Below are 16,285 nucleotides of genomic sequence, written 5' to 3' on the forward strand. Positions count from 1 at the left end.
CCATTAAGACGAACGAACCCCGAAAACATTTCGAAACAGAGTATTCAAATATTGGGACCTTTTATGGAAGAAGTTAAGAGAATAAAAAAGCTCCACCGTCACCGACGGTGGAGCTTTTGTTTATTATCGATCGGCAGGTGTAGCATTGTCAGGCTCTTTGAAAGGATTCTCCTGATCAATGTGATCATAGAACATGACCCCGTGCAGATGATCAATTTCATGCTGAAACACGATGGCGGCATAATCTCTCAAGCGCAGTTTCACATCATTTCCTTCAAGGTCCGTAGCTTTCACTGTAATACGGCGATAGCGCGGAACATACCCAGGCACTTCGCGATCGACGGAAAGGCATCCTTCTCCTGTAGAAAGGTAAGTCTTTTCCACCGAATGACTGACAATACGAGGGTTGAATAAGCCATAGCTGTATAACTTATCTTTCATATCAGTGAAATGGACCGCCAGCATCCGTTTATTCACATTGATCTGCGGGGCAGCTAAGCCAACCCCAGGACGGAGTCCGTACCGGTTACAAACTTGCTCATCCTGGCTATTCTTCAAATATTGAACCATTTCTTCTAACGTTTCTTTATCCTCCTCAGAAGGGGGGAGGGGCACTTCCTCTGTCACTTTACGCAAAGCGGGGTGACCTTCACGAACAATATCGTCCATTGTAATCATTAAGCAACATCCTTTCAAACTATACATTTTCAAAAAAAGCTCTAACTCATTGGTTTCAGTATATATAATGAATGGAATAAAGAGCTCTCTCAAATAGACCTTTTTCCTCTCCATGTCAATGGTAACATATGTGAAAAAGGCACTTTCAATTTGATATCATTTATTATACTATTGTAGATACGTTTAGATTACAATAATGTTTCACGGAATTCGAGGGGGAAAAGGTGTGCGAGTACATAAGCTAGTGGTGCTCCTGGCAGTAGCAGCTTTCTTGTCTGCCTGTACAGGTCAGTCAGCAGAAGAACAGATTTATGAACATCTTGAAAAAGCGGTGACGTTAGAAGATGCTTTCCGCGAACAGCAGCAGCCGATGGTGGATCTTGAGACAGAAGAACAACAATTATATGAAGAAATCATCAATTTGAACATGGATCAATTTGATGAAATCCAAGAGAAGTCCAAGCAGGCGGCATCTATCGTAGAAAAGCGCAGAGAAAAGCTTGAGCTTGAAAAAGAAAGCATTGATACAGCAAAAGAGGAATTCGATAAGATTGAACCTCTAATTGAAGACTTGGACGAAGAGAATGCAGAGGCAAAGGAAAAAGCAGAGCAATTAGTCGAAACGATGGATGCACGGAATGATTCGTATCAAAACTTATATAAGGCTTATGACGAAGCTTTGACCTTGGATGCCAAACTATATGAAATGATGCAGAACGAGGATTTAACAGAAGAACAACTTCAAGAACAAATCGATAAGGTCAATCAGAAATATAATGAAGTGATTGAACATAATGAAACGTTCAACAAACATACAGAAGAGTATAATACATTGAAAAAAGAACTTTATGAAGCGATGGAACTTGATGTAACCTATGAGGAACAAGCAGAATCCTCAACTTCTGAAGAGTAATGGAAAAGCCGTTGACGATGATTCGTCAACGGCTTTTTGTCTTAAGCGAGGACATTTGATCGTGAAACGTTTATCTCTACCGTTTTAACACTGAGGGAGGTGCACCTCCAGCATCTCTTCCATAATGAAGGATCCGAAGTCTGGAATTATAAATTGGCTCTATACTAAACAATTCATTTGATTGTATAGGGGAAAAAACGTAAGATTAATACAGGCTTAATTTTGTGGTGATACAGTATTATGTTCTGAAATAACAAAATAAGTCATTTTTCGACTGCTGTCAGAAGCCTCTATGACTATGTATAGATATTATGTAGCGAAGTGATTGACGAATGATGACGATTTGAGCTAAACTACATAATGGATTGACATTGTACCATTGAATCTTACTTGAAGAATGTAACAGTTTCTATAAACGTCCCTGCATGATTAATAAAGAAGTGTTCAGGGTAAAACGTAAAGAGCAAATCGGTACAGTTTTTTTTCATAATTGGGAAAGCTACTCACAGCATCCATTTTAAAATACGAAAGGAAAGGGTGAATGAATTTGAAACGAACTCTTGAGAACATTGAAAATCAGTTCGAAATGTTTCAAATCCTTAACGAAGAAGGCGAAATCGTAAACGAAGATTTTATGCCTGACCTATCTGATGAAGATCTGAAAGAAATTATGCGCCGTATGGTTTATACGCGTATTCTTGACCAGCGTTCCATCGCGCTTAACCGCCAAGGACGTCTTGGTTTCTATGCTCCAACTGCTGGACAGGAAGCATCTCAGCTTGGAAGCCAATTTGCACTAGAGAAGGAAGATTTCATCCTTCCAGGATACCGTGATGTACCACAGTTGATCTGGCACGGTCTTCCACTTTACCAAGCATTCCTATTCTCCCGTGGACACCATAAAGGAAACCAAATGCCTGAAGGTGTGAACGCAGTGAGCCCGCAAATCATCATCGGTGCGCAAATCACGCAGACAGCTGGTGTTGGTCTTGGTTATAAAAAACGCGGTGAAAATGCTGTAGCAATCACTTACACAGGTGATGGCGGTGCATCTCAAGGTGACTTTTACGAAGGTATCAACTTTGCTGGTGCATTCGGTGCGCAGGCTATTTTCGTCGTACAAAACAACCGTTTCGCGATTTCTGTACCTGTTGAGAAGCAGTCTGCAGCACAAACAATCGCTCAAAAAGCAGTGGCTGCCGGAATCGAAGGCATCCAGGTTGACGGTATGGACGTACTTGCTGTGTATGCGGCAACGAAAGATGCTCGTGAGCGTGCTGTGAACGGTGAAGGTCCGACATTGATCGAGACACTTACTTATCGTTATGGTCCACACACTATGGCCGGAGACGATCCGACTCGTTACCGTACGGAAGATGAAGACAACGAGTGGGAGAAGAAAGATCCAATCGTTCGTTTCCGTAAGTTCCTTGAAGCGAAAGGCCTATGGTCTGAAGAGGAAGAGAACGAACTGATTGAAAAAACTAAAGAAGAAATTAAAGCAGCGGTTAAAGAAGCTGACAATACTCCAAAACAGACTGTTACTGATCTGATCGGTATCATGCATGAGGAACTTCCTTCAAACTTGAAAGAGCAGATGGAAGAATACAAGGAAAAGGAGTCGAAGTAAATCATGGCACAAATGACAATGATCCAAGCCATCACAGACGCGATGCGCACAGAACTTAAAAATGATGAAAACGTGCTGGTTTTTGGTGAAGACGTTGGTCAGAACGGCGGAGTTTTCCGTGCGACTGAAGGTCTTCAAAAAGAATTCGGCGAAGATCGTGTATTCGATACACCACTAGCTGAGTCCGGAATCGGCGGTATGTCCATCGGGCTTGCTCTTACAGGTTTCCGTCCGGTACCTGAAATTCAATTCTTCGGTTTCGTATACGAAGTCATGGACGCAATCAGCGGTCAAATGGCACGCTATCGTTACCGCTCTGGTGGTACTCGTCCAATGCCGATTACTGTTCGTTCTCCATTCGGCGGCGGTGTACACACACCAGAACTTCACGCAGACAGTCTTGAAGGTCTAATGGCTCAACAGCCTGGTCTTCGTGTGGTTATCCCATCAAATCCATACGATGCGAAAGGTCTTTTGATCTCTTCCATCCGCAATAACGATCCAGTCATCTTCCTTGAGCACATGAAACTTTACCGTTCTTTCCGTGAAGAAGTGCCAGAAGAAGAATATACAGTAGATCTTGATAAAGCAGCCGTTAAGCGCGAAGGTACAGACGTTACTCTTGTTGCTTATGGTGCAATGGTTCACTCTTCTCTTAAAGCTGCAGAAGAGCTTGAGAAAGACGGAATCAGTGCAGAAGTCATTGACCTTCGTACTGTATCTCCAGTCGATTACGAAACAATCCTTGAATCTGTTAAGAAAACAAACCGTGCTGTAGTTGTCCAGGAAGCTCAAAAGCAAGCGGGTATCGCAGCGAACGTTGTTTCTGAAATTCAAGAAAAAGCCATCCTTCACCTTGAAGCACCTGTATTGCGTGTATCTGCACCAGACACGGTCTATGCATTCACACAAGCAGAAGAAGTATGGTTGCCAAATCACAACACGATCGTTGAAAAAGTCAACGACGTTATGAACTTTTAATCATCTCTAATACTAGGAGGTAATAACCGTGGCATTCGAATTTAAACTGCCTGATATCGGTGAAGGTATCCACGAAGGTGAAATTGCGAAGTGGTTCGTCAAGCCTGGCGACGAAGTAAAAGAAGACGATGTACTTTGTGAAGTACAAAACGATAAAGCAGTAGTAGAAATCCCTTCCCAAGTAGATGGAACGGTCAAAGACATCCACGTGGATGAAGGTGAAACAACAACTGTTGGTACAGTCATCATCACCATTGATGATGGTTCTGAAGATGCTCCTGCTTCTGAAGAGCCTAAAGAAGAGCCGAAGGAAGAAAAAGAGGAAGCATCGAAAGAAGAAAGCAAAGAAAATAAAGCTGAACAACCAGCTGCATCTGCAAACGATGGTGATGTTGATGAAGACCGCCGCGTTGTAGCGATGCCTTCTGTACGTAAATTCGCCCGTGATAACGATGTCGACATCCGTAAAGTTCAAGGATCCGGCAAAAACGGCCGCGTTCTTAAAGAGGATGTTGAAAGCTTCATGAACGGCGGACAAGCAGAAGCAGCGACAGAAGCTCCAGCTGAAGATAAGCAGGAAGAAGCAGCTTCTACACAGCAAGCAGCTCCAGCTGCAGGTGAAGCTTACCCTGAAACTCGTGAGAAGATGAGCGGAATCCGTAAAGCGATCTCCAAAGCTATGGTGAACTCCAAGCACACAGCTCCTCACGTAACGTTGATGGACGAAGTGGATGTATCTGAACTAGTTGCTCACCGTAAGAAGTTCAAAGCTGTTGCGGCTGAACAAGACATCAAGTTGACTTATCTTCCATATGTCGTGAAGTCTCTTGTGTCCACTCTGAAGAAATATCCTGTTCTTAATACGTCAATTGACGACAATACGGATGAAATTATTCAGAAACACTATTATAATATTGGTATCGCTGCAGATACAGAGAAAGGCTTGATGGTTCCTGTCGTTAAAGACGCTGACCGCAAATCTGTCTTCTCAATCTCAAGCGAAATCAACGAACTAGCTGTGAAAGCTCGTGACGGTAAACTATCATCAGAAGAAATGAAAGGTGCTTCCACTACAATTACGAATATCGGATCTGCCGGTGGTCAGTGGTTCACACCAGTCATCAACCACCCAGAAGTGGCGATCCTTGGTATCGGACGTATTGCAGACAAGCCAATCGTACGCGATGGTGAAGTTGTAGTAGCTCCAGTTCTTGCGATTTCCCTAAGCTTCGACCACCGTATCATCGACGGTGCAACAGCTCAGCACGCAATGAACAACATCAAGCGTTTACTGAACGATCCACAACTAATCATGATGGAGGCGTAAAGTATGGTAGTAGGAGATTTCCCAATTGAACTAGATACGTTAGTTGTTGGTGCGGGTCCTGGCGGTTATGTTGCCGCCATCCGTGCTGCACAATCCGGTCAAAATGTAACCATTGTCGACAAAGGTAACCTTGGAGGCGTTTGTTTGAACGTCGGTTGTGTTCCTTCTAAAGCGTTGATCCAAGCCGGTCACCGTTACGAACACGCTCAAGGCGCTGAAGACATGGGAATCAAGTCAGAAAACACAACGGTCGACTTTTCTAAAGTACAAGAGTGGAAAGGCGGCGTTGTAAACAAACTGACTGGCGGTGTTGAAGGTCTTCTTAAAGGAAACAAAGTAGACATCATAAAAGGCGAAGTTTACTTCGTAGATAAAAACACGGTTCGTGTTATGGACGAAAAGAATTCTCAAACGTACACGTTCAACAATTGCATCATTGCAACAGGTTCTCGTCCGATTGAGATTCCTTCTTTCAAATTCTCTGATCGTGTTCTAGATTCTACAGGTGCTTTGAACCTGGATGAAATTCCAGAGAAAATGGTCGTGATCGGCGGCGGTTACATCGGTACTGAGCTTGGTACAGCGTATGCAAACTTCGGTACACAAGTAACCATCCTGGAAGGTACAAAAGACATCCTTGGCGGTTTCGAGAAGCAAATGTCTTCCATCGTCAAAAAGCGTCTGAAGAAAAAAGGCGTAGACGTTGTAACGGAAGCAATGGCTCAAGGTGTTGAAGAGACGGAAAATGGCGTTACCGTTAAGTATGAAGCTAAAGGGGAAGAAAAATCCATCGATGCTGATTACGTACTTGTAACTGTCGGACGTCGTCCAAACACAGACGAAATCGGTCTTGAGGATCTAGGAATCAAGATGACAGATAAAGGTATCATCGAAATCGATAAACAGTGCCGTACAAGCATTGATAACATTTATGCGATTGGTGATATCGTTGAGGGACCACCACTTGCTCACAAAGCTTCTTATGAAGGTAAAATCGCTGCAGAAGCGATCTCTGGTGAGAAGTCTGAGATCGACTACCTTGGAATTCCGGCAGTTGTATTCTCTGATCCAGAATTAGCTTCTGTTGGCTACACAGAGCAGGAAGCTAAAGATGCCGGCTACGAGGTCAAAGCGTCCAAATTCCCATTTGCAGCAAACGGACGTGCGCTATCTCTTAACGAAAGTGACGGCTTCCTGAAGCTCGTTACACGTAAAGAAGACGGCCTTGTCATCGGTGCTCAAATCGCTGGTGCGAATGCAAGTGACATGATTGCTGAGCTTGGCTTGGCTATCGAATCCGGCATGACTGCCGAAGACTTAGCGCTAACGATCCACGCTCACCCGACACTAGGTGAGATCACGATGGAAGCAGCTGAAGTTGCCATTGATCAACCGATCCACATCGTTAAATAATGAAATGAAAAGCCCGACAGGCTCCTATGAGTCTGTCGGGCTTTTTTGTTGGGGAAAAAATTAATGTCCCCTAACTAGAGTTTTATGTCCTTTAACGGTAAGTCAATGCCCTCTAGCTGAGCTTTAATGTCCTTTAATGGTAAGTCAGTGTCCTCTAAGTAAGCATTACCGTCCTCTAACAAGAAAACCTTATTAAGTGTACAAAAAGCCTCCCATGAAATTATGAGAGGCTTTGGCATTCATCTAACCATCGCTATATGATTTTCCAATGTCATTAAGATTTTTTCACGTGGGTTGTTCCCTGAGATCGTGGTTACCGTTTTACCTTCTTCTTTAACGACGAGGACGGGCAATTCTTCCGTAGGGATGTTCAGGTCATTTTTGTTTTTTTCCGTTTGTTCGAACTGCATTTCAGCTCCCTCATCCTGTTTCAATTTCCAATCGAGAAGGGCACTTAAGTAATCCTGTGCGGACTCTTCCTGATCCGCTTCGGAGTATAAGTATAATTCATAGTTTTCAGGTGTAGCTGTAAGTACTTGTACGGTTTCACCTTTTTGGAGGCATCCAGCGAGTAAGAATATAGCTAAGAAAGATAGGATAATACGATTAATCATGGTCCGACCCACTCCCTTGTCTTTGATCCATACTCAGTGTAACAAGGAATGGAAGGGATTTTTTTGATGTTATCGTTTTGTCATCGAAATGATAGTCTCATGTTGTATTGTGACATCTATTGTAAAGTCCGATAATGAAATTTGTAACGAGGCAGCCGCCGATAGAAAAGCGTGCAACGGCTTGTGAAAGAACGTGAATGACTTGATGGAATAAAGAAAGGGGAAGGGAACGTTTAATTAGAAAGAGGACTGTGAATGGATTTCATGAATTCATAAGGACAAGCTAGTCTGATTAGGGGAATAAAAAAGAACCCAGAAAGTAAATTCTGGGTTCCTATAAGATTCATTATTTCTTTTTCTTCTTAAGGTCAACGATTTTCGCTTCCTCCTGGAAGGTCTTAAACAAGGAGAAGCAGATGAGTATCATAATAAAGGTGAACGGGAAGGCGGCGATGATCGCTGCTGTTTGGAGTGCACCTAATCCGCCTTGCCACAACAGCACAGCTGCTGCTCCAGCCTGGATGATTCCCCATGTGAATTTCACCTGGTTTTTAGGGTTCAAGCTTCCGTTCGTCGTCTGCATGCCGAGTACGAAAGTAGCAGAATCGGCAGAGGTTACGAAGAACGTACTAATAAGCAATAGACCTACGAAAGACATGATCGACCCTAATGGTACATTTTCCATCATAGAGAAGAGAGCAACTTCTGAACCAAGCTCACTAACATCGGAATAGATATCTACACCATTGAAGAACTCAAGTGAAATCGCTGTTCCACCGAATACTGAGAACCATAGAGCTCCGAAGATTGTCGGTACTAAAAGGACACCTAAAATGAATTCACGAACCGTTCGCCCGCGAGATACACGTGCGATGAAGGTTCCTACGAATGGAGCCCAGGAAATCCACCAAGCCCAATAGAAAATGGTCCAGTTTTGAACCCATGAACTATCTTCCGCAAAAGGAGTCATACGAAAGCTCATGTAGGGCAGGTCACGGATATAGGACCCGAAGGATGTCGTGAAGTAATCCATGATAAAGTTTGTCGGTCCTGCGAATAGCATGAACACCATTAAGCCGATTGCTAGCACGACGTTCGTGTTACTGAGATATTTAATTCCTTTGTTCAAACCAGTCATGGCAGAAACCATGAAAAGGACAGTTACGACAGCAATAATTGTAAGCTGTAGTGTGAACGTATCTTCTAAGCCGTCAATGGTAAAAGCAAGACCACTGGATATTTGAAGTGCACCTAAACCAAGAGAGGTCGCTACACCGAAGATCGTTGCAAAAACAGCGATGAAGTCGATAAGCGTACCCAGCGGACCTTTTACTCTCTTTTCGCCCAGTACTGGCGTGAGAGCGGCACTAATGACACCAGGAGCATCCTTTCTGAATTTAAAGTAAGCAAGGGCCAGAGCCAATACAGAATAAAAGGCCCAAGGATGAAGTCCCCAGTGGAAGAAGGTGTACTTCATCGCGGACTGAGCCGCTTCTTCGCTCATAGGCTCTTGTCCCGGGATCGGCGGGGTATGGAAGTGAGAAAGGGGTTCTGCAGATCCCCAGAAAACAAGTCCAATACCCATACCCGCACTAAAGAGCATGGCAAACCATGTAATATAAGGATATTCCGGTTCATCATCCGGTTTTCCTAATTTTAAATTTCCATATTTCGAGAAGACTAAAAAGATAACAAAAATTAAGAATCCTGTAGCTGACAATAAGTAGAACCATCCGAATTTTTCAGTCAGAAAACCCTGTATGTTAGATGTTACATTTTCTAAGTTCCAAGTCGGTAGGATACTTTCTGGGATGACTCCCCAGCCAATGAATAAGAATGCGACAACTACCGAAATGTAAAATACTTTTGTTACTTGTTTCATTACTGACTTCCCTCCTAGTAAAAGATTTCTTTACCACGTTATGACTGATCTGGTAAATAGCATTTTTTCACCAATTGTTCTTGTTTCTCCGACAAATTTTGCAACTCTTCCAATACGTCGTGAAAACAAAGCAATTCGTAAATTAAGATCGTCTGCGGTGGTAAATGGTGTCGGTAACCTGTCTGCTTTACGACATGGTCTTCTTTCCATTTCCAGAATGCATCATCCAGCTTATTTACCATCTCGAACTGGTTTTCGTTAATCGAGTGGGTCGGGTCACTGAGTACATGGGTGAACTCCTCCGTAAGTGCAAGCAAAAGCTCTTTTTCCTCGTTTGTGAAATCAGAGGCTTTTGTTTGAACGTACTGCAAGTTTCCAAGATGATAAGCAATTTGTTGAAATGCCGCCAGTTTCCGCTGAGAGAGTTGAAAAGCGACCATCTCTTCTTCTGAGTGACGGTGATATTTCCACTCTTCCCTTTGATATTGAGAAAGCTGATTTGTCTTTTCCAGATGGGCCGTCAATTGCCTGTAGGACCTCTGAATAGCACGAGTTTTCTCTTTAGATTCTGCCGTTACCTCAGAAATTATACGCTTCAAAAGCAGACCAGCATGATTATACAAACCATTGATGTTTTTGTAAATCATCGGCGAATAATTGGGAGGCAAAAGGAAAAAATTCACAAAAGTCGAGATGATGATTCCAATGGAGGTTGTACCCAATCTCGTAAAAAATGAAACCACATATTGATCTTGGAAATCTGGAATCATGGCTGTTGCTGTAATGGTGGCAACTAAAATCCCATCATCCAGTTTCAATTTGTGACAGACGGCGATCGTCACCATAGCTACAAGAGCGAATGTCAACGCACCTTTTCCCAAAAGGCCGTAAAAGGTTGTAGCGAGCAACGCTCCAATGGCCGAGGCAGGAAAACGTACGGCGGCTTTTTTAATCGAATCTGCAGCTGTATGTTCAATCGTGACGATAGCTGTGATGACAGCAAATATAATGGGTAAATTAAAAAAACCGCAAATCAATGCAGTCAAAAAGACAGAAATCCCCGTTTTTAACGTCCGGCTCCCTAAAAATTTGAATTTTTTCAATGAATGTAGCATTTTAATCACCCATATGTAAGAAGTCATGAGACCACGATAAAACATTATATAATATTTTACCCGAAAACGATAGATAAAATGTTGAATTATCTTTTATAATGAAGAAAGTGGAAATACATAACAGTGGAGGGAACACCTATGAAAAAATGGACAAGTTCGTGGATCGTACTTATTTTCCTGCTTGCTGCCTGCTCAGGAGCGAACAGTGAGGAAGTTCAGAAACCAGAAGAAGCGACTGCTGAGAAAGAGTCGACAGAAGAAGTGGTTGAGGAAGAGGAGAAGGCGGAAGAAACGGATGAAGAAGAAAAAGATACGGAAGAACCAGCGGAACAAGATTCAGAAGTGATGAAGAATGTTGAACCTCAATACGAGTTAACAGGAAACTGGTCCTTCGAGCCGATCGGAGATGCGAATCCAAAAGTCGCTCTCCTTACGATTGATGATGCACCAGATACTCACGCGGTGGAAATGGCTGAAACGTTGAAAGAAAAAGATGCACCTGCGATCTTTTTCGTAAACGGCCATTTCATTGATACACCCGAAGAAAAAGAAAAATTGAAAGAGATTCATGAAATGGGCTTTCCAATCGGGAACCATACAGAAACACATGCAAGCTTACCCGAGCTGAGTGAAGAGGAACAAAGGGTTGAAATCGTTGGATTGAATGACAAAATTGAAGAGATCATTGGTGAACGACCAATCTTCTTCCGTGCCCCTTTTGGACAGAACACTGATTTTTCTAAGCAATTGGCAGAAGAAGAAGGGATGCTCGTCATGAACTGGACGTATGGGTACGATTGGGAAAGTGAATACCAGGATGCTCAAGCACTTGCTGACATCATGGTCAACACACCGCTGCTAAATAATGGAGCCAACTTGCTCATGCATGACCGGGAATGGACAAACAAAGCATTGGGTCCAATCGCTGATGGTCTGCGAGAGAAAGGCTATGAGCTGTTAGATCCAACACTCATTCAGACACCATAATTCAAAGAACACTCCTCGGAGTGTTCTTTTTTTAGGCTTAAAAAGAATTCTTGATCATATAATAGTAGGTAAAGAAATTATTAGTATGACACATTTTATAAAAAGTTATACTTTTGGGCTTGATTTTTCGATTGTGCCATATTAGAATAAAGTTACGTTGAAAACGATTACAAATATGGGGAGTGGATGTGAATGGGTACAATCGTATGTCAAGACTGTCAGAAGGTAATTGAGCACTACGAAAATGAGAAGGTTTCTACTCTTTACAGCACCTGTCCTACCTGCAACAAGCCAGAAGATAAATAAACAGTATGCACTATTAAATGGGGGCATCCTTCCTGTGAAGGAAGCATAAAAGGAAAGAACCAGGTATTGGACCTGGTTCTTTTTTTCGCGAAAGGATTTCCGATTTGAGGAAATCCTTTCGCGCCAAAGAGCCGTCGAGTCGCGCCAAAGAGCCGTCGAGTCGCGCCAAAGAGCCGTCGAGTCGCGCCAAAGAGCCGTCGAGTCGCGCCAAAGAGCCGTCGAGTCGCGCCAAAGAGCCGTCGAGTCGCGCCAAAGAGCAGGAGAAACAAAAAAAGAAGCCCGGCGTGGGCTTCTTTTTTATTTGAATGCACGATGTTCACGAATGACTTGAATCGTTTCAAGTGTATCATCTTCAGGACCCTGTACAGGAAGGCCTGCTTCGACATTATCGTGAATGTAGTCAATGTTTTCCCTTGTAATAATTTCACCTGGTATGAAAATGGGAATGCCGGGGGGATAGACCATCACGAATTCAGCGCTGATTCTTCCGACAGCTTCTTTCAGTAAAATCGTTTCTGTGGAAGAATAGAAGGCCTCTCTTGGAGAAAGAGCAAGCACAGGAATGTCGGGAACCTTCACCCGGATGTTTTCTGTCTCTTCTTTGTCCGAGTACTCTTTAGAAAGTTTCTCTAAAGCCGTTACAAGCTCGTCGATGTCTTCTTCCCGATCGCCAGGGGTAACAATGCATAAAATGTTATACAAATCGGAGAGTTCCACTTCGATGTTGGCTTTTTCTCGAAGCCAAACTTCGACGTCATAGCCTGATAATCCGAGCTTTTTCACGGAGATGATTAATTTCGTAGGATCGAAGTCTACCGTAGCATCGCTCGTCAATATTTCGCTGCCTGGGCAGTAAATGCCGGTGATCTCATTCAAACGTCTTCTGGCATGGTCTGCGAGGCGAAGGGTTTCTTCCATCAACTCCCACCCGTGAATGGCGAGATGTCTCCGTGCGGCATCAAGACTTGCGAGTAAAAGGTACGACGTCGAAGTTGTATGAAGCATGGATAAAATCGACTGCACTCTTTCATGAGAGACGAGCCCTTCACGTAAATTTAACACGGAACTTTGGGTTAAGGACCCACCGAGCTTATGCACACTCGTAGCTGCCATATCTGCACCTGCCTGCATCGCAGAAAGGGGGAGTCGCTCATGAAAGTGAATGTGGACGCCGTGGGCTTCATCGACAAGCACAGGGATATCGAAACGGTGGGCAATGTTGACGATCTTTTTCAAATCAGCAGAAACTCCGAAATAAGTCGGATTGATGACGAGCAGTCCCTTTGCATCCGGGTGTGCTTCACAAGCCTTTTGCACAGACTCTGAAGTGATCCCGTGAGAGATTCCGAAGCGGTCGTCAAGTTCCGGATGGATAAAGACGGGTTTCGCTCCTGAAAAAATAATCGCTGTCGTTACAGATTTATGGACATTCCTTGGCACGATGATTTTATCACCAGGATGACAAACACTCATAATCATCGTCATGATCGCACCAGATGTGCCCTGGACAGAGAAAAATGTATAATCTGCACCGAAGGCTTCTGCAGCGAGGTCTTGCGCCTGTTTGATCATGCCTTGCGGGTGGTGCAGGTCATCCAGTGGTTCAATGTTGATGAGATCGATGGAAAGGGCTTGTTCTCCGATGAACGAGCGGAATTCTTCATCCATTCCTTTTCCACCTTTGTGCCCTGGAATATGGAATTGGACCGGCTTTCGGTCTCTATGTTTTTTTAACCCTGTAAATAAGGGAGTTTCATGTTGGTTCATTTGTGTTTCCACCTCTTTAATTTAGAAAAGCACATGAATTATAGCAGGTTCCACGTTCGCTTGCTAGTCTTTTGTGTATCCTTTTTCCAATCATGCTAAAATGAAAAAAAGGGGAGGGATTCATGTGGAATGGAAAACTCGCGTCACAGAAGCTTTAGGCATTACATACCCGATTATCCAGGGAGGACTTGCTCACCTCGCTTATTCTGACTTGGCTGCAGCGGTTTCAAACGCTGGCGGGCTCGGTCAGGTAACGGCAATGAGTATGGAAGGTCCCGATCAACTGAGAGAAGAAATTGATGACGTAAGAGAAAAAACAAACCGTCCGTTTGGAGTGAATTTCGCGATTGGTCAACACGGGCGACCATTTGAAGAGATGGTTCAGGTGGCTGTGAAAGAAAAGGTGCCGGTTATCTCTGTCACAGGAGGAAATCCAGCGCCAGTCCTTGAGCTTGTCAAAGGCACTGGAATAAAAACCCTCGTACTTGTAGCGGCAAGACGGCAGGCCGTTAAAGCGGAAGAGCTGGGAGCTGACGCTGTTATGGTCGTCGGTCATGAAGGCGGTGGACACCTCGGGCGCGATGATGTCGGTACATTCGTCTTGACGCCACAAGTCGTGGACGCCGTGGATATACCTGTCATTGCTTCAGGAGGGATCGGAGACGGAAGAGGTTTGATGGCTGCGCTTGCTTTAGGAGCGGAAGGTGTGGAAATGGGGACGCGGTTTATCGCCACCAAAGAGTGTGTGCACGCCCATCCCGCTTATCTGGAAGCTTTGATTCAAGCAGACGAAACATCCACCACTGTCATCAAAAGGAGTTTGAAGGCCCCGGCCCGTGCCTTGAAAAATGATTGGACAGCGCGTATTTTGGAACTGGAAGATGAACAAGCGGGGTATGAAGGCTTAAAATCTTACATCAACGGCGAAGCGAATAAAAAGTTCATTTATGATGGAAAACAAGCTTACGGATTCGGATGGGCTGGTCAAGTGGCTTCAAGGATCCATGACGTTCCATCGGTCGATGAATTGTTCAAACGTATCGTCACAGAAGCGGAAGAAATCCGCAACAGGTGGAGCAAGTAAGGAGGAAGAATAATGAGTTATACGTATCCAATCGATGAAATTTATTGGTCTAAAGAAGAAATTATCGATGTTGTCAATTTTTACAGCCTGGTCGAACAAGCCTATGAAAAAGGAGTCGACCGTGATGAGCTGATGCTCGCCTATACCCGGTTCAAACAGATCGTCCCATCTAAAAGTGAAGAAAAAACGCTGTGCGGACAATTTGAAAAAGAATCCGGCTATTCCTGCTACAGAGCTGTCAAACAGGCGAAAGGCCTGAGTAAAGGTGAAAAAGTGAAGATGTAAACGAAGAAAGGCGCTCCATCAGGGGGCGCCTTTTCTTTACTGATCCAGTTGTTTTGTGAAGCGGTATAAAGGTTCAAGGGTTTGGAACGTTTCTTTACAAAGCTCAATGAAAGCATCCGGATCTTTCAAACGGGCATCTCCACGTTCAATGTTTCTGCCACACAAGATCTCTGCTTTTTTCACCGTTTTCAGACGTTCGGTCATACTTAAAAACTTGTCCTCATCTACGTCTGACTGGGGAATGCTGTCAGGCTTCATATGATCGATGGACCATACATAGTCTTCCGGGATATGACGAAGCACTTCATCTTTGTTTTGCTCCAGTTTATATGCAAAGTCCTGTTTAATAGGACTTTCATAGATCACCGCAAACCAAATGAATACATGAGACTCCCACAGACCGATTTGGAAGTGGGGAAGCTTCTTGTATCCTCGTTTATTTGAAGCGAGAGCCGCCCACGTATCATTCGGCGGGTTCGTTTTCCGGCGTGCGTGTCTCGCAACGTGTACAAACATTTCGTCACCAGTCATCGCAGTGACATCTGCCGCGAGTTCTGTCGCTACAGCCTCAAGCTTCGGAGATATGCGATCCCTCAAAGCTTCCATTCTATTTTCTAATCCGGGAATGGAAAAAACGTCAAAGTCTTCCTGTGTAAATCCACTAAATGTCGTCATTCGATCAACTCCTCCATTTTCTCGCCCTTATTTTACCACAAGAAAACGCGGTTACTAAGTGATGTGTTCGCATGGTTTGATTTCTGTAAAAATGGGTTACATATAAGTAATCTAATTGAAACTTCTGTCGCAAAAGTCACATATATATATTGTAAGGATTTGAAAGGGAGGAATTAGCAGTGAAACATGTCATGGAAGCATTGCGTAAAAGAGAAGCTGAAGAGAAGCTCCCGGTAATCCGTATGGAGATTGATTACGAACTGGTGACCTTGCACGATGCCATGATCGCCGGAGATGTCGAACAAATGGAAAAAACAAAGAGAAGACTCTCTGAACTTCGTAAGCAATTGATTGAATGGTCCATATAAGAGCGAGCAACACTAAAGTTGCTCGTCTTTTTTATGCTTTTAACCAGATGGCTTATTAAAGAATATGGCAGAATTGTGGAAGACTCAGTTTCGAGACTTTTCGGGGTTCGTTTGCCGTGTTGAGCGTTAGGGGTGGCTGGGAAGCAACTCGCTTTCCTGCGGGGATGACGGCAAGCCTCCTCGTGCTTCGCACTGCGGGGTCTCGCCAGCCAATCCATTCCCGCGGGAGTCTCGCAGCTTCCCAACCACCCCATTCGGTC

General features: G+C 44.0%; 16 protein-coding genes. 10 read left to right on the top strand and 6 right to left on the bottom strand.

Going from position 1 to position 16,285, the window contains the following annotated elements; genetic code table 11:
- Positions 1 to 123 precede the first annotated feature (123 nt).
- Positions 124 to 678: a peptide deformylase gene (gene def, locus DYE48_RS02415; protein WP_115822234.1), complete on the bottom strand. Its 555-nt coding sequence runs from the start codon at positions 676 to 678 to the stop codon at positions 124 to 126.
- Positions 679 to 904: 226 nt separating this feature from the next.
- Between def and DYE48_RS02420 the strand changes: the two genes are divergently transcribed.
- The 5 genes from DYE48_RS02420 (at position 905) to lpdA (ending at position 6,942) form a co-directional block, all read left to right on the top strand.
- Entirely contained in the window at positions 905 to 1,591 is a 687-nt protein-coding gene (locus tag DYE48_RS02420; protein WP_244199350.1) for a YkyA family protein, read from the top strand.
- A 547-nt stretch (positions 1,592 to 2,138) separates the two neighbouring features.
- Entirely contained in the window at positions 2,139 to 3,221 is a 1,083-nt protein-coding gene (gene pdhA / locus DYE48_RS02425) for a pyruvate dehydrogenase (acetyl-transferring) E1 component subunit alpha (protein ID WP_089652834.1), read from the top strand.
- Between the two features lie 3 nt (positions 3,222 to 3,224).
- The gene (locus DYE48_RS02430; protein ID WP_115822236.1) at positions 3,225 to 4,202 is read left to right on the top strand and encodes an alpha-ketoacid dehydrogenase subunit beta; all 978 of its coding nucleotides are present in this window, start codon (positions 3,225 to 3,227) and stop codon (positions 4,200 to 4,202) included.
- A gap of 28 nt (positions 4,203 to 4,230) precedes the next feature.
- Positions 4,231 to 5,529, top strand: a complete 1,299-nt coding sequence (locus DYE48_RS02435; RefSeq protein WP_115822237.1) for a dihydrolipoamide acetyltransferase family protein — start codon at positions 4,231 to 4,233, stop codon at positions 5,527 to 5,529.
- A gap of 3 nt (positions 5,530 to 5,532) precedes the next feature.
- Positions 5,533 to 6,942 carry a dihydrolipoyl dehydrogenase gene (gene lpdA / locus DYE48_RS02440; protein ID WP_115822238.1) on the top strand — a complete coding sequence of 470 codons (1,410 nt, stop codon included), beginning with the start codon at positions 5,533 to 5,535 and terminating at the stop codon, positions 6,940 to 6,942.
- Between the two features lie 239 nt (positions 6,943 to 7,181).
- Here the strand turns inward: lpdA and DYE48_RS02445 are convergent, their stop codons facing one another.
- From DYE48_RS02445 to DYE48_RS02455, 3 genes are all read right to left on the bottom strand, one after another.
- The gene (locus DYE48_RS02445) at positions 7,182 to 7,556 is read right to left on the bottom strand and encodes a hypothetical protein (RefSeq protein WP_115822239.1); all 375 of its coding nucleotides are present in this window, start codon (positions 7,554 to 7,556) and stop codon (positions 7,182 to 7,184) included.
- Between the two features lie 346 nt (positions 7,557 to 7,902).
- A complete protein-coding gene (locus tag DYE48_RS02450) occupies positions 7,903 to 9,438 on the bottom strand; it encodes a glycine betaine uptake BCCT transporter (protein WP_115822240.1) in 1,536 nt (511 codons plus the stop codon).
- A gap of 38 nt (positions 9,439 to 9,476) precedes the next feature.
- A complete protein-coding gene (locus DYE48_RS02455; protein WP_115822241.1) occupies positions 9,477 to 10,553 on the bottom strand; it encodes an FUSC family protein in 1,077 nt (358 codons plus the stop codon).
- A gap of 138 nt (positions 10,554 to 10,691) precedes the next feature.
- On the opposite strand from DYE48_RS02455, the gene DYE48_RS02460 reads away from it, so the two are divergent.
- On the top strand, positions 10,692 to 11,540 hold the full coding sequence (locus DYE48_RS02460) for a polysaccharide deacetylase family protein (protein ID WP_115822242.1): 849 nt from the start codon (positions 10,692 to 10,694) through the stop codon (positions 11,538 to 11,540).
- A 192-nt stretch (positions 11,541 to 11,732) separates the two neighbouring features.
- Positions 11,733 to 11,846, top strand: coding sequence for a GapA-binding peptide SR1P (locus DYE48_RS02465; RefSeq protein WP_089652758.1), 114 nt, complete (start codon positions 11,733 to 11,735; stop codon positions 11,844 to 11,846).
- A 297-nt stretch (positions 11,847 to 12,143) separates the two neighbouring features.
- Here DYE48_RS02465 and DYE48_RS02475 read toward each other — a convergent pair whose 3' ends face one another.
- On the bottom strand, positions 12,144 to 13,613 hold the full coding sequence (locus DYE48_RS02475; protein WP_115822244.1) for an aminotransferase class I/II-fold pyridoxal phosphate-dependent enzyme: 1,470 nt from the start codon (positions 13,611 to 13,613) through the stop codon (positions 12,144 to 12,146).
- Between the two features lie 124 nt (positions 13,614 to 13,737).
- On the opposite strand from DYE48_RS02475, the gene DYE48_RS02480 reads away from it, so the two are divergent.
- Positions 13,738 to 14,697, top strand: a complete 960-nt coding sequence (locus DYE48_RS02480; protein ID WP_115822245.1) for an NAD(P)H-dependent flavin oxidoreductase — start codon at positions 13,738 to 13,740, stop codon at positions 14,695 to 14,697.
- A gap of 12 nt (positions 14,698 to 14,709) precedes the next feature.
- The gene (locus DYE48_RS02485; RefSeq protein ID WP_115822246.1) at positions 14,710 to 14,982 is read left to right on the top strand and encodes a UPF0223 family protein; all 273 of its coding nucleotides are present in this window, start codon (positions 14,710 to 14,712) and stop codon (positions 14,980 to 14,982) included.
- 36 nt (positions 14,983 to 15,018) lie between these two features.
- Here the strand turns inward: DYE48_RS02485 and DYE48_RS02490 are convergent, their stop codons facing one another.
- The gene (locus tag DYE48_RS02490; protein ID WP_089652763.1) at positions 15,019 to 15,657 is read right to left on the bottom strand and encodes a YktB family protein; all 639 of its coding nucleotides are present in this window, start codon (positions 15,655 to 15,657) and stop codon (positions 15,019 to 15,021) included.
- Positions 15,658 to 15,836: 179 nt separating this feature from the next.
- Here DYE48_RS02490 and DYE48_RS02495 point away from each other — a divergent pair, with 179 nt between their 5' ends.
- A complete protein-coding gene (locus tag DYE48_RS02495; protein WP_115822247.1) occupies positions 15,837 to 16,025 on the top strand; it encodes a hypothetical protein in 189 nt (62 codons plus the stop codon).
- Positions 16,026 to 16,285: the final 260 nt, after the last annotated feature.

This window comes from Halobacillus trueperi (genome assembly GCF_003386945.1).
Taxonomy (GTDB): Bacteria; Bacillota; Bacilli; order Bacillales; family Halobacillaceae; genus Halobacillus; species Halobacillus aidingensis.